Origin of the sequence: Gottfriedia sp. NPDC058432 (genome assembly GCF_042721555.1) — a bacterium.
In the GTDB taxonomy this organism is placed as follows: Bacteria; Bacillota; Bacilli; order Bacillales; family Bacillaceae_G; genus Gottfriedia.
In genome coordinates this window covers 174241-193782 of record NZ_JBHXLC010000006.1, presented here as the reverse complement: position 1 = coordinate 193782, position 19542 = coordinate 174241, and the positions used below count along the sequence as shown (strand labels likewise).

Annotated in this window: 21 protein-coding genes; 2 read left to right on the top strand and 19 right to left on the bottom strand. The window is 34.0% G+C overall.

Features of this window, described 5'->3' with window-relative positions:
* Positions 1-110: 110 nt before the first annotated feature.
* From ACFWM3_RS08725 to ACFWM3_RS08685, 9 genes are all read right to left on the bottom strand, one after another.
* Entirely contained in the window at positions 111-2489 is a 2379-nt protein-coding gene (locus ACFWM3_RS08725) for a YhgE/Pip family protein (RefSeq protein WP_390311073.1), read from the bottom strand.
* 77 nt (positions 2490-2566) lie between these two features.
* The gene (locus tag ACFWM3_RS08720) at positions 2567-3139 is read right to left on the bottom strand and encodes a TetR/AcrR family transcriptional regulator (protein WP_390311072.1); all 573 of its coding nucleotides are present in this window, start codon (positions 3137-3139) and stop codon (positions 2567-2569) included.
* A gap of 178 nt (positions 3140-3317) precedes the next feature.
* The gene (locus ACFWM3_RS08715; protein WP_390311071.1) at positions 3318-4190 is read right to left on the bottom strand and encodes a LysR family transcriptional regulator; all 873 of its coding nucleotides are present in this window, start codon (positions 4188-4190) and stop codon (positions 3318-3320) included.
* 115 nt (positions 4191-4305) lie between these two features.
* On the bottom strand, positions 4306-5010 hold the full coding sequence (gene cuyB, locus ACFWM3_RS08710; protein WP_390311070.1) for a cysteate racemase: 705 nt from the start codon (positions 5008-5010) through the stop codon (positions 4306-4308).
* Positions 5011-5252: 242 nt separating this feature from the next.
* Positions 5253-5381: a hypothetical protein gene (locus tag ACFWM3_RS08705; RefSeq protein ID WP_286131746.1), complete on the bottom strand. Its 129-nt coding sequence runs from the start codon at positions 5379-5381 to the stop codon at positions 5253-5255.
* Between the two features lie 126 nt (positions 5382-5507).
* Entirely contained in the window at positions 5508-6554 is a 1047-nt protein-coding gene (locus ACFWM3_RS08700; RefSeq protein ID WP_390311069.1) for an FUSC family protein, read from the bottom strand.
* 361 nt (positions 6555-6915) lie between these two features.
* Positions 6916-7086, bottom strand: coding sequence for a hypothetical protein (locus ACFWM3_RS08695; RefSeq protein ID WP_156339706.1), 171 nt, complete (start codon positions 7084-7086; stop codon positions 6916-6918).
* A 338-nt stretch (positions 7087-7424) separates the two neighbouring features.
* On the bottom strand, positions 7425-8192 hold the full coding sequence (locus tag ACFWM3_RS08690; RefSeq protein ID WP_390311068.1) for an SDR family NAD(P)-dependent oxidoreductase: 768 nt from the start codon (positions 8190-8192) through the stop codon (positions 7425-7427).
* Between the two features lie 48 nt (positions 8193-8240).
* A complete protein-coding gene (locus ACFWM3_RS08685; protein ID WP_390311067.1) occupies positions 8241-8990 on the bottom strand; it encodes an SDR family NAD(P)-dependent oxidoreductase in 750 nt (249 codons plus the stop codon).
* Between the two features lie 112 nt (positions 8991-9102).
* Between ACFWM3_RS08685 and ACFWM3_RS08680 the strand changes: the two genes are divergently transcribed.
* Positions 9103-10011 (top strand): LysR family transcriptional regulator, encoded by a 909-nt coding sequence (locus tag ACFWM3_RS08680; RefSeq protein ID WP_390311066.1) that lies wholly within the window; start codon positions 9103-9105, stop codon positions 10009-10011.
* A 201-nt stretch (positions 10012-10212) separates the two neighbouring features.
* On the opposite strand, the gene ACFWM3_RS08675 is transcribed toward ACFWM3_RS08680, so the two are convergent.
* The 5 genes from ACFWM3_RS08675 to ACFWM3_RS08655 all read right to left on the bottom strand — a co-directional run bounded on the left by ACFWM3_RS08675 (position 10213) and on the right by ACFWM3_RS08655 (position 14507).
* Positions 10213-10809 (bottom strand): hypothetical protein, encoded by a 597-nt coding sequence (locus tag ACFWM3_RS08675; RefSeq protein ID WP_390311065.1) that lies wholly within the window; start codon positions 10807-10809, stop codon positions 10213-10215.
* 44 nt (positions 10810-10853) lie between these two features.
* A complete protein-coding gene (locus tag ACFWM3_RS08670; RefSeq protein WP_390311064.1) occupies positions 10854-11213 on the bottom strand; it encodes an acetate--CoA ligase family protein in 360 nt (119 codons plus the stop codon).
* 135 nt (positions 11214-11348) lie between these two features.
* The gene (locus tag ACFWM3_RS08665; protein WP_390311089.1) at positions 11349-12488 is read right to left on the bottom strand and encodes an acyl-CoA dehydrogenase family protein; all 1140 of its coding nucleotides are present in this window, start codon (positions 12486-12488) and stop codon (positions 11349-11351) included.
* An 8-nt stretch (positions 12489-12496) separates the two neighbouring features.
* Complete coding sequence (locus ACFWM3_RS08660; protein ID WP_390311063.1) at positions 12497-13360, bottom strand: 3-hydroxyacyl-CoA dehydrogenase family protein; 864 nt, start codon at positions 13358-13360, stop codon at positions 12497-12499.
* A complete protein-coding gene (locus ACFWM3_RS08655; RefSeq protein ID WP_390311062.1) occupies positions 13332-14507 on the bottom strand; it encodes a thiolase family protein in 1176 nt (391 codons plus the stop codon). Before ACFWM3_RS08655 ends, ACFWM3_RS08660 begins: the two co-directional genes overlap by 29 nt.
* Before the next feature lie 171 nt (positions 14508-14678).
* Here ACFWM3_RS08655 and ACFWM3_RS08650 point away from each other — a divergent pair, with 171 nt between their 5' ends.
* Positions 14679-15464, top strand: coding sequence for an alpha/beta fold hydrolase (locus tag ACFWM3_RS08650; protein ID WP_390311061.1), 786 nt, complete (start codon positions 14679-14681; stop codon positions 15462-15464).
* A 47-nt stretch (positions 15465-15511) separates the two neighbouring features.
* On the opposite strand, the gene ACFWM3_RS08645 is transcribed toward ACFWM3_RS08650, so the two are convergent.
* From ACFWM3_RS08645 to ACFWM3_RS08625, 5 genes are all read right to left on the bottom strand, one after another.
* The gene (locus ACFWM3_RS08645) at positions 15512-16570 is read right to left on the bottom strand and encodes an alpha/beta fold hydrolase (RefSeq protein ID WP_390311060.1); all 1059 of its coding nucleotides are present in this window, start codon (positions 16568-16570) and stop codon (positions 15512-15514) included.
* 23 nt (positions 16571-16593) lie between these two features.
* Positions 16594-17172, bottom strand: coding sequence for a polyhydroxyalkanoate biosynthesis repressor PhaR (locus tag ACFWM3_RS08640; RefSeq protein ID WP_390311059.1), 579 nt, complete (start codon positions 17170-17172; stop codon positions 16594-16596).
* Complete coding sequence (locus ACFWM3_RS08635; RefSeq protein WP_390311058.1) at positions 17169-17762, bottom strand: hypothetical protein; 594 nt, start codon at positions 17760-17762, stop codon at positions 17169-17171. Before ACFWM3_RS08635 ends, ACFWM3_RS08640 begins: the two co-directional genes overlap by 4 nt.
* A gap of 80 nt (positions 17763-17842) precedes the next feature.
* On the bottom strand, positions 17843-18622 hold the full coding sequence (locus ACFWM3_RS08630; protein WP_390311057.1) for an SDR family oxidoreductase: 780 nt from the start codon (positions 18620-18622) through the stop codon (positions 17843-17845).
* Between the two features lie 95 nt (positions 18623-18717).
* Positions 18718-19479, bottom strand: coding sequence for an SDR family NAD(P)-dependent oxidoreductase (locus tag ACFWM3_RS08625; RefSeq protein WP_390311056.1), 762 nt, complete (start codon positions 19477-19479; stop codon positions 18718-18720).
* Between the last annotated feature and the right edge of the window lie 63 nt (positions 19480-19542).

The window sequence follows — 19542 nt, the reverse complement described above, 5'->3', positions numbered from 1 at the left end:
AGAAAAAACGTTTCTTATCCAGCAATCGTAAACATGCTTGCCATAGAACAATGTTTACCTCAACTACGTAAAAAACGACACATAGCAAATGCTACATGTCGTTTGATTTATTACGCTTCTACAGTATGTTGATCCATTCCACTTCCGTATTGCTTTTTGAAAGCTACCGCAAAGTATGCTAAAGATAATACACTAAATAAGACAATAAAGCCTAATAAGATTATTACATTATGCCACATTAAGCTATAGTCTCCAGTGGAAATAACTACCTTAAATGCTTGAACAGTATATGTCATTGGTAAAATCGCATTAAAGTGTTGTAAGAATTTCGGTACTAGTTCTAATGGGAATGTACCAGCACTTGTTGTTAGCTGTAAAATTAACGCAATAATAGCAAGAAATCTTCCTGGTTCTCCAAAAACAGTTACTAAAAATTGAATTAACGCTAAAAACGCAAAACTCGAAACAAGACTAATTAATAAATAGTAAGGTAAAGATTTAACTTCTAGACCTAATATACATATTAATGCAACACTTGCTATAACTGATTGGATGATTCCTACCACCATTAAAACACCTGTTTTTCCAGTAAACCAAGCAAAAGCATTTTTAGGACGTGATGCAGCAGCTCTCATTGGGTAAACAACCGACATCAATAGACCACCTACATATAATCCCATTGAAAGGAAGTATGGTGTGAAACCTGTTCCATAGTTAGGAACATTATTTATACTTTCTTTTTTCAATTTAACTGGATTTGAATACATATCTAATTGTTTATTATTTACACCAACATCTTTTGTTTGCTCTTTCGCATCACCTAATTTTGTTGATAACTCATGTGATCCATCCTTAATTTTTCCTAATCCGCTGTTCAGTTGATTAGATCCATCCGCCAATTGATTCACACCATTTTCTAACGCTGGTGTATTATCGCTTATTTGACCTATTCCACCTGCAATTTGACTCATACCATCTACTAATTTTGGTGAATTACTACTTAATTTATTTGCTCCATCATTTAGTTGATTAATACCGGACAGTAATACCGGTGAGCTTTCCGACAGTTTATTTGTTCCATTTGCTAAAGCTTGAGTTCCTGTAGCAAGCTGTTTTCCACCGTTATTTGCTTCTCCGAGTTTTTCTCCAAATTGAGTTAAGCCATTTGTCAATTTTGTTTGACCAGCAGCTAATTTACCTACACCTGCTTCAAGTTCATTACTTTTTTCATTTAAAGTAGTTGCTCCTGCTGCTACTTGCTTACCACCTTGGCCTAGTTGCCCTGCTGCAGATGATAAATCACCTACTCCACTTGCAACCTGCTTACTACCTGAAACTAACGCTTCTATTTTTGCATTATAAGCATCTTGTTGTTCCTTAGGTAATGAAGATAATAATGGTGCTACTTCTTTCTGTAATTGAGATAGCCCGTCAGCTACTTGGCTAGCTCCTATTTTCGCTTCATTCGCCTTATTTTGCCATGTAGTTAAATTAGTTGATAATGAATTTGCCCCATCTGCTAATTGTTGAGTACCGGCTTTTAATTGAGGAAGATTTCCGTTTAATAAATTTAACCCGCCTAACACTTGTTTTGAGCCGTCAAGTAGTTGACCGTTTGCTGAATATAATTGATCTAAACCATTTGACAGAGAATTCATACCAGTATTTAACTTAGACGCTCCAGCATTTAAGTCACTTACACCTTTTGAAAGAGGTCCTACACCATTATGAAGTTGGTTAATCCCTTTTGATAATTGTCCTACACCATTTGTGTATGCTACTAAACCATTTTTCTCTTTTTGAGAACCATCATTTAATTTACTAACACCTTCTTTTAATTCAACTGATTTACCTGCTAATAATTTAAGTCCATTTGCAAGTTTCTCTGAACCATCCTTAGCAGTCCCAACACCTTTATCTAATTTTGATGACCCATCACTAGCTTGAGCAATGCCACCAGTTAATTCGCCAATACTATCGTAAATCGTTTCTACATAATTTCGAGTTATTGTATTAGAAATTTTTTCTTTTACTTTTTCGGATGCAGAATTTCCAATTTGTGCTGATAGAAAATTGAATCCTTCATTTGGAATATATTCCATTGTTAAATGTTTTGGATTTTTTTCAGAAACAGAAGCAGCGTTTTTTGAAAAGTTTTCAGGAATACGAACTGCCATATAATATTCTTGATTTTTCAAACCTTTCATAGCCTTTTCATTACTAACAAACTTCCACTTGAAATTGTGATCTTTTTTAAGATTCTTAACAAAATCTTTTCCTATGTTTAAAGACTTTCCGTCAACTGTTGTTCCCTCATCTATATTTACAACTGCTACTGGTAATTTCTTTAAACTTCCGTACGGATTCCAAAATGCCCATAAAAACATTCCACTATATAATAATGGCACTAACAATACTGCAATCACTGGAATTAAAAGCTTTTTGTTTCGTACAATATGACTTAATTCTTTTCCAAATTGTGAAAACACGTCTCTCTCTCCTTCTTAAATTGAACAATTGACCATATTGTTCAAATGGTCAATTTTATTTATTTAAAAATGGATTATCATTTTGACAATCCATTTAAAATATAGAAATTAAATAGTTCTGTAATACGTTGCTTATCTAGAGGCTCGTGATCTCTGCTCCATTCAATCGTTAGTGTTGTATACAACTTATATAAGACTACAGCAGTGATTTCTGCATCACATTGAACGATTTCATTTCGATTATTCGCTTCTTCAATCTTACGCTTAAGATAGTGAATAATCACATTGTTAATTCTCTTAATTGCGTCATGGACCTCAATTGTTCCAATTTCGCGTTGTTCTTGAAGGAGTTTAATCGTTAAATCATGTTCTTTTTGAAATTCCGTAATTGTTTCGATTCCTTTATGAACTTGAGTAATAAAAGAATCAGAATCACAAATGGCTTTTTCCGCTACACTTTTCATATCTAAAATTAGATTATCGATAATTTCATCAAATAATTCCTCTTTATTTTTGAAAAAAGTGTAAATCGTTCCTTTTCCAACATTTGCTTGCTTTGCAATTTGACTCATTGTTGTAGCTTTATAACCAAATGTTCCAAAAGATTTTGTCGCTGCCTCTAAGATACCTTTCTTTTTACTTGTACTCAACGTATTACGCTCCTTTTGACTAATTGACTGAAAATGTATTTCGGTCAAATTGATGTTCTTAATTTAACATACCTTTTTCATCTTTTCAACTTTGATTTAAAAAAATTTACTTTTTTTTGTAATCTTTGTTGTTATTTAAGAGAACAGCAAATTAATTGAATCATTGTATCAAATCTGTTTATTTTTGTTCAAACATTTTTTTTTGTAAAAAATCAATAAAAACAGATTTAGGTTTACCTTTTAAATAAATAAATTCAATACTAATATTTATTTTCACAGGTGGTGTCATTTCTACTCGAAATAACTCCCCATTTTCTAGTTCTTGTTTGACACAATGTTCAGGTAAGAAGCTAATGCCCATTCCCTGTATTACTAATTTTTTTGCTGTTTCCATATTATCAACTTCAATGGAAATATTAGGGTTTAAATCATTACTGGAAAATAGCCGATGAATCATAAGCCAATCCATTGAACCATAATCAAAAAAGATAAGAGGATGTTTACTTACATGTTCAATTGTTACTTTTTCTTTTAAAAAAGCATGATTTCTAGGAACAAAAAGACTAATAGGATCATTATAAAGACGAATTGATTCTACTTGAGGATGTGTTTCAGTTCGTACAATACCAAAGTCAACTTCTTTATTAATGACCTTGTGTAGAATATCTTTAGAATGTCCCGTCATAATCTTTATTTTGACATCCTTAAATTCAGATTTAAAAGCAGGTAAAATTTTAGGGAGAACGTTATTTGAAATTGACAAAGCACTCCCAATCACTAGTTCATAAGGAATGGTAACTTGATGTAATCCATACTTTGCTTCTTGAAATGATTGGAGAATTTTTTGTGCGTGTGGAAAAAAATATTCTCCTTTTTCAGTTAAAGAAATCTTATTCCCATTTCGATGAAAAAGTTTTATATCAATTTCACGTTCAAGGGATTGAATACGTGCTGTTACAGACGGTTGAGATAAATAAAGAGCTTCTGCTGCTTTATTGAAACTCCCCAGTTGACAAACATAGATGAAGGCTTCAATATTTTCAATATTCATATCAATTGCTCCTTATTTTAGTTCACCAGTATTTTTATTACCTATAATTCAACATTTACATTGTACATATAAAAGATAAGAGAGTATTAGTATTCACATATTCTCTTTTCTTCCATTACACCAATTGTATTTCTTTATTTATTCCAGTAGCTGTTTTAACCACCATTTTGGCTAAAATTTCCGTTGGATCAATAACACAAATATCATTGGATGATTTAAGTACGAGGGGAACCTCTGTACAACCTGCTATAATAGCCTCTGCCCCTCCCTTTGTCAATTGATTAGCGACTGTTGAAAGGCATGAAAATCCTGTTTCTAAATCACCGCCTTTAATTGCATATATTCCTTTCATCACATCTTTTTGCATTTCCACATCTGGTTCAATAACCTCAATATCATAGTTTTGGCAGCTGTGTTGATACAATTCTGTATTAATAGTTCCATCCGTTGCTAATAAGCCCACTTTTTTAAATTTGTTTTCATGTAAAAACTTGGCCGTTTCGGCAGGCATATGCAAAATAGGAACATTAACAGATTGTTCAACTGGTCCAAAGAAAAAATGCGCTGTATTACACGCAATAACTAGAAAATCCGCTCCAGCGTTATGTAGTCGTTTTGCTGATTGTATAATATATGGGGCTGGATCTATTCCCTTACCCAATATAGCCGTTGTTCGATCAGGTATTTGAGAATAGTTGTCAGCGATAATATGGATATGGTCTTGATCCTTTTTTGCTGGCGTATAAAAAATAATTTTATTCATTAAATCAACTGTCGCCATTGGACCCATTCCACCAATAATTCCAACTACTTTCTGCATTTCTTTCACCACTTTTAAATGTTTTCTTTATTATAGTTTTTCTTTTATGTGACGAATTATAGAAATAATCTATACAGTTATAGAATCTATGTATCTTGAAATGGTTAGCGTATTCATTAAAGCAGTTAATAGTTAATTTAATGGAGCGTAAGAAAAGTGAGTACATAAAAAATTAGTAATATTGAATCAAATAACAAAAAATCCTGCAACCAAAGGAATAGGCTTGAGCATATTTAATTTATCTAATTAATAACTTTGAAAACTCGTTGTACTAAACCAACATCTCTAGCAAAAACTCGTAAAATATTTAGAGATAAGCTTTGAATATCTTGAGCAAATAGTTGTAATTTATCAGTTACAGAAATAGCCATACAAAAACGCCCTCCTTTCTTATGATTCTACAGAAAGAATGGCGTATTTTTCCATTTTAGGGGGGATTTTTTTCAACTAGAAAAGATACCCGAAATCTTAAGGCATCTTTCACTAGATAACCACCTTTACACTCTTTTCTCCATAGCTCTACTGAATATCAAGTTCACTGCAATCACGAGGACTGCACCGATAAGGGTTGCAAATATACGGTCGAACAGAATGATAAACTGGAACGGCTTGCCGGCTTCCATGATCAAAATAATGAGCGGAATCATGGTAGCAGAGTATACAAGATAATTTCGAACCTTTAGAAGAGGTCGAACACCTGCAAATAGCCCGATACTTATAACTAACCCCCAAATCGGTAGCCTAGTTGCGAGAAGCAAGCTCGCAACGATCACTCCGATTACTGTACCAAGCACTCGTTGTGTTGTTTTGATTGGCAAGAGTTCTATTTTCCGCTGAGTAAGGATCGCTACGGTAATTGCAATCCAATAGAAGTGGTGCTCGGGCCAAAGTATTCGTAATCCCTCAGCTATACCTAGACATAATGCGAGCCTGATTGGGAATTGCCAACCGGATAGGTGTGCAATAGAATTCCGCCATAGAATGATTTTTCCCGATGTTGGCTCTTTCACAGCTACATCAAGCGATGATTTAAAACAACGGTGTACCCATATACCTAGCACCAAGCTGACACTGACAGTCCAAATCGCCCCAGCTAGGATTGAAAAAATTAGTTCCATACGGTACTCCGTCTGGTCGACCATGTTGAGGATGATGATAAGGAATACGACAAAGCGTGTTGTTGTCACCGCGAAGGCACGACTATATCCGCCAATTAACGCAGCAAGGCTTACCTGCAGAATCAAGACTCCAAATGTCAGATAGCCATGTCCGGAAGAGAGAACAGCAGCAATCGCAGCGAGCACTACTGATATCAGCGCTGATGCCAATTTTTTCCCGTGATTTATAAAACTCGAACCGACTTTCACGCTACTGACTGCCAAACTGCCGATCGTTGCAGCAAAACCAAGGGCGGGATAGCCTAAAACTGTGGCGAATACAACAGGTCCGGCCATACCTAAGCCGGCGGAAATGAGTTCTACTATTTCTACCTTGTCCTCCTTAGACCAAGAAAACACTAGCGCCCTATATGTCTTTACATTCATCTATTGCACCTCTTTCGACCCAAAGAGTAGGGTACAGTTTAATATGGCTCTTTCTTTCATCCATGAACAAGTGGTGATACCTATGTCCATCAGGCTAATATTTTAAAGTTTCCCCAAAATGAAAATTTTATCTTTCCAGAGTTATTTATAATAATTCAGCTCATTTTTTCGATATGGGGAATTGCAATTTCTTAAGTTGATGTCAATGCGTCAGTGTCCATATTCAAATAACGTATGCGTTAGCCAACATGAATCCTCAGATTCACCACAGTGAATGGAAGTTTATATCGTACTTCCATAGTAGTTGAAAAAGGTTTTATCATTTTTACATACATATAGATATTTTTATGAAACTATTTTATTACTTAAAAGTTGCCCCACTCACTTTACGAACAAATATCTCTTGTTTTAATACAATTGTCTTACCCCATAAGCCATCCATCGGTAATTTCACTTTCCCTTTATAAACACCTTTTGAGACTTCCTTAAATTTTCCATCTGCAGTGCAGTTTGGAATTATCTTTTCAAACACTACTAGTTATCAGAAATAAAATAAAAAGCCCAAACCCTTGATACACAATGGTTTGAGCTTTCTCATTCATATGATCCCAACTGGAAGCCAACCAGCGACCCCTACCCTGTCAATTACAGAGTACGATTATAATTCAGTATTTATGAATATTTTAGGTCAGTTAAGTCCAGTAAATCAAGCAGTCGATGAAATTTTATTCATTGTTAATCCTTTAATTCTATTATTTCTAATAAATCTGTGCAATTTATGTGCAATCGAAGTGCAATGTTTTTTTTGAGGTAGGGTGCATTTTTAATATCGATTAGTAGATATACGATATGACTCGTACATATATAAGGTTAATATTCAGCATGTGCTTTAAAACCAGTAAGACCATCATCTAACATAACGGTACTACCATTTACAACATTTGCTTCTTCCATAGCTAATAAGCAAACCATTCCTGCTATATCATCTGGTTCAATAAATTCTTTTCTCATTTGGAAATTTTTATATAAATCTTCTACACCTTTTTCTTTTAATACATGAGTGATCGGTGTTCTAACAAAACCTGGAGCTACACAAACAACACGGATGCCATGTGGAGCAAGATCAAGAGCTGATGTTTTTGTCATCATTACAACTGCCCCTTTAGAAGCATTGTAAGCTAGTGCCCCCTTATTTGCTAAATAACCATAAACTGAGCCATTATTAATGATGACACCTTTTACACCAAGCTCAATCATTTTTTTACTAGCACATGCAATCCCATAAGCCACTCCATGTTGATTTACAGAAATAACTTTTTGGTAAATTTCTTCATCAAAATCATTAATTAGATTCGTTGCACCAATACCAGCATTATTAAACATTACATTGATTGTTCCATAGGTTTTAACTGTAAAATCTACTAAAGACTCTACTTCTGCAAAATTAGTAGTATCTACCTTGAAAGCAACAGCTTCTCCACCCAATGCTTTAATTTGTTCAACTGTTTCAATTGCTCCAGCTTCGTTAAAGTCTGCTACGACAACCTTTGCACCTTCTTTTGCATATTTCAATGCAGTAGCTTTTCCGATTCCAGAGGCTCCACCTGTAATAACTGCAACTTTATCTTTTAATAACATATAAATCCCCTCCATTAAACATAGTTTTTATTTGTAGAATAAAATACTTTAAGCTGTCATTCCACCGTCAGCGACCATTTCTGTTCCAGTAATAAAGCTAGACTCATCAGATGCAAGGAATAATACTAAGTTTGCGATTTCCTCAGGAGTACCTAATCGTTTTAAAGGAATTGTTTTTGCTAATTGTTCATTAGATGCGTTAACACTAGATGCTAGATCTGATCCCATAGCTGTTTCAATTACACCTGGGTGAATCGAGTTTACACGAATTTGATCAGCAGCAACTTCTTTAGCTAAATCTTTTGTCATAATGCGTACAGCCCCTTTACTTGCACCATATAAAGTTGCATTAGCAGTACCTTTTAATCCGGCAATTGAAGAAGTATTAATGATTGATCCGCCTTTTTGTTTACGCATAAATGGTACAGTGTGCTTCATACCTAAGAAAACACCTGTTACGTTTATACCAAGTAAGCGATTCCATTCTTCTGTTTCATATTCAGTAACAGGTTTTGAACTAAAAATACCTGCATTGTTGAATAAGATATCAATTGAACCGAAATTTTTCTTTGTTTCATTTACAACATTAATCCAATCCGCTTCTAGCTGTACATTATGTTTAATGAAAATAACATAATCTGAAATCTTCTTCATTTCGTCTAATGTTCTATTACCTGCTTCTTCGTTGATATCTGTAAATACAACTTTAGCGCCTTGTTCTAAAAACTTTTGAACAGTCGCTTTTCCAATCCCGTTAGCTCCACCTGTTACGATTGCAGTTTTATTCAATAATCTCAATCAAAACATCCCCTTTATATGATTTCATTTTTATTTTAGCAATATTTTTTGTTAAGATATATTTAAACATTTTTATATATCCATTAGCTGAACTAATGGAAAGGAGCAAAAAATGAATATAGATCAAATACAATATGTAGTAGAAGTAGCTAAAACGAAATCAATCACAACAGCTTCAAATAATCTACATGTCACTCAATCTGCGATTAGCCAATCGATTTCTAATTTAGAAACCGAATTAGGTATTAAATTATTTACAAGATCTAGAAACGGTGCCGTACCAACACCAGAAGGGAAAAATATAATTTTAAAAATGTTAGACGTCATTTCGTCACTAGAGGAAATTAAAGAAGAAGCCAACAATCAAAATGGAATCACTGTTGGTGAACTTAGAATCGCAGCAATCCCTATAGGAATGGAAATTTTAATCAATACAATCTCAAATTTTAAAAAGGATTATCCAAATGTTCAAATTCAAATTTCCGAAAAAGGATCGGGAGATATATTAAATGATCTTCATCAGAATAAGGTGGATATTGGATTGATTGGATTAAATGAAAATATGGATAAAAAAAATGCAGGTCTAATCTTCACAAAAATTTGGGAAGGTCATATTGTCGTTTTTGTTGGCAAGAATTCTCCATTATCTTCATTTAAAAAGGTTCCTGCCAAGGAGTTGTTAAAGTATCCATTCGTACTATATAACGAGGAATATGTAAACGAATTTGTAGATCATTTCAATCAATCAATTGGTAAAATTGATATATGGTTTAAAACAAATAATACTAGTGCATTATCAAGAGCATTAAAAGATAATTTAGCAATTTCAGCAGGCTATGACCTTTCATTCATAGGACTTCCCAATAATGAAAAGCATGAACTATCCCTTCTTGAAATTGAAGATTTTGTTCAAGATTCAAAATCTGTCGGTTGGATTCAAAAAGAAACGAAAAGTAATTCTCTTATTTCAAAAGAATTTATCAATCGGTATATTACTGAATTTCAGAAAAGAAATTTTTAGCTTCAATAAACGTTAATCTCACTTCTTTTTTGCTGTTAAAAACCATAAAAAAAGACCCAAACCTACATTGGTTTGGGTCTTCTCATTCTTGAAAACTAAAATTAAAGAAGACTGATTGTCTAACATAACGGTTTAGTAGGGTTCCATTTATAAGACAAACTCTCTTCAACTAAATTATATAACCTTAAACAATTTATCTAATCAAGAATGAGCTTGATTGTTAAAGCGATAGATGGTATTTACTTGAGTGAATAACAAACGAACACGATCTTCCATACGATGATTGATCTTTTGATGACTTAATCTAAATTTGTTTAAATAATTATCTGTAACAACAGACCATTCATTACTTCTTTCAATTACATAATCAATGTACGATTCACTATTTTCTTTTAAATTCTTTTCAACTTTATCAATCAATTCAAATGATGAATTTAATGGAGTTAACATTATTTTTTCTAATTTACGATTTGTTCCATCAACTGGTTGTTCGATCGTTTCTGTATCAGATGATTCATTTGTTTTTTCAATCTTGTTTTTGAATCGTTTCAAGACAGAACGATTATTCATATTACTGACATCAATTAAAAAAGCTTTTAATGTTTCACGATATTCTTCATTAAACTTTGTTGTTTTGTCTAATGTATCTACAATCCCTCTTAGTCTTTGCTCTCGACGTCTTCTTGAAATTGATAAAGAGTTTTCATATTGATCCCACAATGTTTCAAAAAATGGATCTAAAAAATATTGTTCCTCTGTTTTTTTGTTTTCCTTTGGTTTATTTACTTTTTGACTCATTTTTTCTCCTCCTTTATTCTTTTCACTTCACTCGACGTGACCATTCATTTCGACAAGAAACTCTGCCTACTATATAATTTTTTTATCAGTACGCCCTCAATGCTAACTTTAGGAAATCTTACTATTACTTCTTTCATCATTTCACTATAATTTTTTCTAAGTTCGTTTTCATTTTGGATATTGGATTTTACGATTTCATTAGCTAGATCCAAATGAATATCCTTTGATAACATTTTCATCACCACAGGATATCCTATCTGTTTAGCTGCTTGACAGGCCTCATCTTCAAATTCGATTTGAAATTCATCATCAAACTGAGTGTCACAAATCAATGTTTCATTTTTTCTTTTCAAATTTAATAATTCAAGAAATTTTTCATTATATTGTCCATCCATAATCTCCATTTTAGCTTTATTCTCCTACCTAATTTTTTGTCATTTAAAAAATATCATTAGGAAGTACAATTTACGGACTTTAAGACACTCTATATCTTCTCGAACCGTTCACTGGGGAATAAAACTATAACAACCTCACTTTCGTTAGTCCTTTAAAATGTGATTGCCGATTATTATTCGCTGTATTTGGTTTGTCCCCTCATAAATTTGGGTAATTTTTGCATCGCGCATCATTCTCTCCACTGGATAATCCTTTATATATCCATATCCTCCTAATAACTGAACGGCATCAATAGTAACCTTCATTGCTACATCTGACGCGAAACATTTTGCCATTGAGGAATAAGGTGCTATATTATTTTCATTTCGATCGATCATACTAGCAGCCTTATAAACAAGTAATCTGGCAGCTTCTATTTGCATTTTCATGTCTGCTAGCATTGATTGGACCATTTGAAAACTAGCAATCGATTTTCCAAATTGTTTTCGTTCTTTCACATAATTAACAGAGTAATCAAATGCACCTTTCGCAATCCCAACTGCTTGCGCTCCTACAACTGGTCTAGTTTCGTTAAACACATTCATAAGAATCTTAAATCCTTCACCTTCATGACCTAATATGTTATGTTTCGAAACCTTTACATCCTCTAAAAATACTTCTCTTGTCGTAGATCCTCTAATACCCATTTTGTCTTCTTTTTTCCCAAACCTTAAACCAGGTGAATCTTTTTCTACAACAAATAAAGTAATTCCATTTGTTCGATCTTGTGATGTACGCGTGACAAACACATAAATTTCAGAGTCACCCGCGTTCGTAATAAAAACTTTTTGTCCATTTAAAATATACTCGTCTCCATATCTTTTAGCAGTTGTAGTAACACTTGCTACATCAGAGCCTGCGCCAGGTTCAGTAATACCAAAGGATCCGAGTACTTCACCTTTAGCAAGCGGAGTGACATATTGCTTTTTTTGTTCATTTGTCCCTGCAATTAAAAAGGGTGCAATCGTTAACGCCTGTGTAGATAAAGCAACGGATGTAGATGCGCAAGCGGCAGCTACCTCTTCAATCGTCGCAACATGACTTAGCATATCCCCTCCAGAACCGCCAAACATTTCAGGTACATTTACACCAAATAATCCATTCTGTGCTAACATTCTGATGTTATCCCAAGGTGTTTTGCCTAAACGGTCAACTTCAGCAGCCCTTGCTTCAAAGTGAGTTTTCGCTATTTTTCGAGCTACTTCTTGTATCATTTGTTGCTCTACTCCAAGAATCAACCGGATTCCTCCCTTTAATATTTATAAAATCCTTTACCGCTTTTTTTACCTAAGTGTCCTGCTTCTACCATTCGTTTTAATAATGGACATGGTCTATATTTTGAATCATTAAAACCTTCATATAAACTTTCTAATGTAAATAGTAAAACATCAATTCCTACATAGTCTGATAATCTTAAAGGACCAATTGGATGATTAGCACCTAACATCATCCCCTTATCGATCTCTTCTACTTCATTTCCTTCCATCACTAAAAAAGCTGCTTCGTTTAACATTGGAACTAATACACGATTTACAGTAAACCCAGGATAATCGTTTGCAATGATGATCTGCTTCTGTAATCTTTCTCCAATTTCGCGAATTACTTGTAGCGTTTCATCACTTGTATTGACAGAACGAACAATCTCCACTAATTTCATTTTAGGAACTGGGCTAAAAAAGTGCATTCCTACAACTTTGTCAGGACGAGTCGTAACAGATCCAATTGCAGCAATAGAAAGTGAAGAAGTATTACTTGCAAGAATGGCATGTTCTGGCATTATTGCATCTAATTCTTTAAAAATTTGTTGCTTTATTTCTAATTTTTCTGGGACTGCTTCAATAGCGACATCGCAATATTGGGCATCTTTTAATTCTGTCGTTGTATAAATATTGTCTAGCGTTCGTTTCATTTGTGACTCATTAATTTTCTCAGATTGAAACAACTTAAGGAGATTTGTTCGAATTTGATGCATTCCTCTCTCTAAATCGACTACTGTTTGATCAACTAACGTCACCTGGAATCCATTTTGTGCAGCAACTTGCGCAATGCCTGAACCCATTAAGCCACTTCCAACTACTACTACTTTATTAAACTGCTTCAATAATAATTGAGACACCCTGTCCCCCTCCTACACATAAGGATGCCAATCCAATTTGTTTCCTTTGTCTTCTTAATTCGTGAACTAAGGTAACCAAAATACGAGCACCTGAGCAACCTACAGGATGTCCTAACGCAATTGCTCCACCGTTTACATTTATTTTTTCTTCAGATAATCCTAACTCTCTTTGTACAGCTAATACTTGCACAGCAAATGCCTCATTCAATTCTGCTAGATCAATATCATTTATTGTAAGACCAGCATTAATCAGTGCTTTCTTAGTTGCTGGTACAGGCCCGATTCCCATAATTTCTGGTGCAACAGCGGCACTTGCAACTGAACGAATTTTAGCAAGCGGTTTTAAGTTGAATTCCCTTACTGCTTGTTCGGAAGCAACGATCAGAGCAGCCGCACCATCATTTATACCTGAGGAATTACCTGCCGTTACTGTTCCATTTTGTTTAAAAGCTGGTTTAAGAGTTTGTAATTTTTGCAGAGTAGTATCCCTTATATATTCGTCCTCATTAAATAAAAATGCACCTTGCTTTCCTTTAAGCTCTATAGGAACAATCTCTTCCTGAAATTTACCAAGCGATCTAGCAAGTAATGCTTTCTTCTGACTTTCTACAGCAAAAGTATCCTGCTCTTCACGAGAAATGTTATAGCGTTCTACTAAATTTTCTGCTGTAATCCCCATATGATATCCTTCGATTGCACAGTGAAGCCCATCATGAAGAAGTGCATCAACCGTAGTTAAATCTCCCATCTTTTTACCCCACCTTGAATCAAATAACAAATGAGGCACATTGCTCATACTTTCTGTTCCACCTGCTATAAGAATATTTGAGTCACCTGCTACTATTTGATGGTATGCTAATGTAACAGCTCGAAGCCCTGAAGCACATTGCTTGTCAATTGTTATAGCTGGTAAAGACACTGGTAAACCCGCATGGATTGCAGCTTGCCTGGCTGGATTACCTTTAAGTCCCGCCTTGAAAACATTTCCAAGAACTACTTCATCTATGCATTCTGCAGGAAGATTAGAACGTTTCCAAGCCTCCTTTACCACAGTACTTGCAAGTTGTACTGCTCCTACATCTTTAAGTGAACCTCCAAAATTCCCAATTGGAGTTCTAACTGCTTCTACTAAGTATACAGTTCTCATTTTCTTACCCCATTTCATCAAATAATTGTCATCCTAAGTACAATACTCATACTTGTAATTTACATATATGTGTCATATTTCAAAAAAAAGGAAATAATTAATAATAGATAGAATTTAATAATCAATATAGTTAATAAAATTACAAATAACTATAAATGGGTGGTGGATTGCATGTATGAAGCCGTAGTTGATCAAAGTAAAATGCCATATTTACGAATGGGCAAAGGAGAACCTTTAGTTCTACTTCATGGATTATCTTCTTGTAAAGAAAGCTGGTTTAAACAATTTGAGTTAGCTAGTGAATATGACCTTATTATTCCGGATTTTAGAGGTCATGGTGATAACCAAACATTAGAAGGAGTTACGATCGAAAACTTTGCGAAAGACGTTATTTGTTTGCTTAAGCAACTACAAATTGAAAACGCACACATTTGTGGTTTGTCAATGGGTGGTATCGTTGCTCAGGAAATCTATCGTCAGGCTCCTGAAATGTGTAAATCTTTAATTCTTACGTGTACTACTTATTCTGCCTTTAAGCCTTATAGCAGCCCACTTTTCAAGTACGTTAAAACTCGTTCACAATATTTGCCTACTAGTCTTAGAAAAAAGATAACAGCTAGGAGTTGTTTCTATTCTTGGAATAAGGAAAATATGGATGCAATTGATTATTTTTATAGACCAAGAGAAGGTGTCCCTTTTGCAATGGATTCCATAAAAAATATAGAATACCGTTCACTTTTACTAACGATTAATGTACCAACACTAATCATTGGAGCGCAATATGATACATTACTCCCCGTTTGGATCCAAATATGCATGCACGAAATGATTCCAAATTCCGAATTAGTTATTCTTAGAAATACAGGTCATGCTGCTAAAATTGAATCAGCAAAAGAATATAATGAATCGATAAAAACTTTTTTAAGTAAACATCCACTTACTAATAAGGCGGGTTAGAAGTAGAGGGGAAAACACCCCTCTTATTTTTATTATTCGCTTTCCTCTTATGAACGTGTTTTTAACCATTGATCTGCTATCCCAGCAAGTTTACCTGTAAGCGCCAAATTTATGTGTCCAGCTTCTACTGTTTGAAAGGTCTTGTCTTCACTAGAAACTAAATCCATGATTGGTCGACTTTGTTCTTCCAGGACAAGATTGTCGTTTTTAGAGGAGATTGCTAATAAATTGGACTTAATATTTTTTAAGTCTACCTTTTTACCTCTTACCGAAAATTCTCCTTTTATTACTTTATTTTCGATAATAATATCATTCATTATTTGTCGGAATGTTTCTCCTGCAAATGGAACCTGGTCTTTCATCCAATTGTTAATACGACTCCAGCTTTTAACAAATCGTTTATCATCAGCCCGGGCAATTAGATTAACGTACGGGCTATTGTTAATTGGAGAATTGAAAGCTTGAAACAATCCGTAAACTAGCCAAGCTGGAAGTATACCGTAAACATCGATCCAGCGATCCATATTTAATGTCCCTTGTTTTAATCCTTCTAGCCATTTGTCTGGAAGAGTATTTACACTCCAATCAATAGGGACAGTAGCCACAATTAGATTTTTTATTGGCTCCTCTGCGATTGCAGCATAAATTGAAGCAAGTACACCACCTAAACAATAACCAAGTAACGTAATTTCATTAGCTGACGAATGTCGTAATGCACGTTGGACTCCTTTTTTAATGAAGTCGTCAATATAATCTTCTAGGTTCATCTCTTTATCTTCGTATCCTTGAATTCCCCAATCTAATAAATACACCTCATATCCAAGTTTTACTAAGCCTTCTACAACACTAGCACCTGGAGCAAAATCTAAAATATAAGGTCGATTAAGTAAAGAGAAAATTAAAAAGATCGGGACTTCATACTTTTTTTCATCAGGTCTATAATAATATAAGGTTGCTTTATTTTTTTTCCATACTTTTTGTTTAGTAGTAGGATAAATTTTTGGCTTAGGTTTATTCATTATATTAAAAACCTCATTCCATCTATTTAACTCTTTTTCAAAATCAAGAGGTGGAATGTTATTTTTATTTTCGGTAGTAGTTACCAAAATTGCTCCCCCTTTTCGTAAAATTATTTAGAATTTGAATATGTTAGTTCAAGCTCTTGTTCTTGAGGTTTCTCTTTATTTCTTTCATTCATAAACATTAATAAAATTGAAATTTCCTCCCTTAAGCCATAGAAATTAGATAATTCATTCTTAATGTCTTGTATTTCTGAACGTAATTCTTTTAACTCAATTAGTTCTTGCTTTGTTTTTATCAATTCAGTTTTATGTTGTTTCATCAGTTTGATCGTTTCATTCGTTACTTTTACTAAATTTTGTATATCTCTATTTGAAGAACTCACTGTATTTTGTAGTTCCCAAGTTTGTTCTTCCAATGAATCTAGTTTTTCTTCAGATTGAATCGTTAATTTAGCTAAGTTTGCAATATCAACTTTAGTCGGTAAATTTAAATGATTCGCTAATAGCTCTTGCGTTTTATTTAACCTTTCTTGGTAACGCGTATTTGTATCTGAAGTTACTCCTGCTAACTTAACAAATTCTTTATTATTAGTAGAAAGACTAATAAGATCATTCACTTGCGTTTCCCATTGACCATATAATCTGCTAAACATACCGTATGGATTTATCGTTTTTTCACTTTTCATGTCTGCTCCTCCTTGCATTTATACGAGTATGAGCGTTCCATATAACTATTAAATGGGAACAGTAGATTTTTTAAATGTGTTGTTAGTTGATTAATAAACGGATACTGGTTAGGTTGGAATATCGTTGATGTTTCCTTCAAATATTCCATAAATTGATTTCTATTATTGCGCTTAAATTCAATATATTTTTCTAGGTCGCAAATATATTTTTCTACTAATTTATCATTTGTAAGATGATCAATTGTCGTAAAAAAAGCCTCATAAGTTTGGTTTTTATATTTGTCAAATCGATTGTTAATTTCCTCAAATGATCTAAAAGGAAAAATTCTTTGAATGACAGTTGTCGACATTAATATTTCTTCTCTTGACGCTCTTTCTAATTCATACAGTTCATTCGAAATATGTTTTGAAAAATCATTTATATTAGTTTTTGATTGCTTCAAATTGTCAGCTAAGAACCTTATCGTTTGAAGAAGAACAGATTCGCGATGTGTCTCTCCATTTGCCCACATATCAACGAATTGAAATGCTTGACGCCAAAGTAGTTCTAAACTTGAGCTATTTTTTTCAATTTCTATTGTTCCTGGCATGCCATTCCCTCCAATAAACAAGCTGAATACATATTTACATTTATCTTAATCTTCAAAAAGTTAACCGTATATTTTTATCTTTACAAGACTTGAGCAACTACCCCACCATCAACAACTAATATGTGCCCAAATACATAATCAGATGCTTTAGAAGCCAAAAACAAAGCTGGCCCTTTCATATCATTATTTGAACCAAAACGGTTAGCTGGCGTTCTTTCTAGAATTTTTGCTCCAATATTATCTAAATGTCCATTTGTCATTTTTGTTGGAAAAAAACCTGGTGCAATTGCGTTTACATGAATATTATATGGTGCAAGTTTCACTGCTAAATCCTTTGTAAAATTAATAACCGCGCCTTTACTTGTAGCATATCCAATTCCATTCGTAACTTCAGGATCTTGTCCACCAAAACCAGTAATAGATGCAATATTAATAATTTTACCTGAACCTTGTTGAACCATTACCTTACCTACTGCTTGTGAAAATAGAAAAACAGCTTTTAAGTTAATGTCCATAATCCGATCCCACTTATCAGGTTCCATATCTAAAGCTGGTGCAATCCACGTAGCTCCACTATTGTTAACCAGTATATCGATTGTTCCAAACTCCTCAAGGGTTCTTTGAATAACATGATCGATATTTTCATGATTAACGACATCACATTGTAGGGCTAGTGAACGTACGCCTAATGTTTTTAATTTCTCACTTACTTCTTGGCATGCGTCTACTTTTCGTGAGCATACAACAACATTAGCTCCAGCTTCTGCTAATGATATAGCTATTTGTTCCCCAAGCCCACGTCCACCACCTGTAACAATGGCTGTTTTTCCCTTTAAATCAAATAATTCATTGACGTTCATTTTCTCTCTCCCCTTGTTTATCTAATGTTGATCGTTCGCCTATTACCATGTCTTTAAACGTAATATATTTCCACCAATTCAGTAATTACTTTCTATTAAACTGTAGTTCTACCAGCTACATATAATACTTGACCGGTAATATAAGATGCGTCATCAGAACTTAAAAATGCTGCAGCACTTGCAATCTCTTCAGGCTGACCAACTCTTTTTATAGAAAGATCTTTTATTAATAGATTTGTAAATTCTTCTAATGTCATGCCCATTCTTTCAGCAGTCGCCTTTGTCATTTCAGTTTCAATAAATCCAGGTGTAATTGCATTTACATTTATTCCGAACGGTCCAAGCTCAATAGCCATTGTTCTTGTCATACCTTGCAAACCAGCTTTTGCAGATGAGTAATTTACTTGACCTCGATTTCCAAGAGCAGATATGGAAGAGATGTTAACGATATTTCCACTTCTTTGTGAAACCATATATTTTTGAGCTTCTCGGGAACATAAAAATGCTCCTTTTAAATGGACATCAATCACAGTATCCCAATCATCCTCAGACATTTTAAATAATAAATTGTCACGAATAACGCCTGCATTATTTACAAGGATATCTAGTTTTCCAAACTGTTCAATGACTTCATGGAAAGCTGATTCTACCTCAAGAGGATTTGAGACATCGCATTTTAAGGCAATGACGGATCCTTTAATTCGATTGATTTGATTTGCTAATTCTTCAGCACCTGCTAGATTGACATCTAGAATAGCAACCTTCGCTCCTTCACTTACAAACCTTTTTACAATTGCTGCTCCGATTCCACGTGCTGCTCCTGTTACTATTGCTACTTGATTATTAAATCGTCCCATCTAATGATTACTCCTATCCATACTGTGTTTTTAGGTTTTTGTAGTAAAAGTAAGTTTTACGAG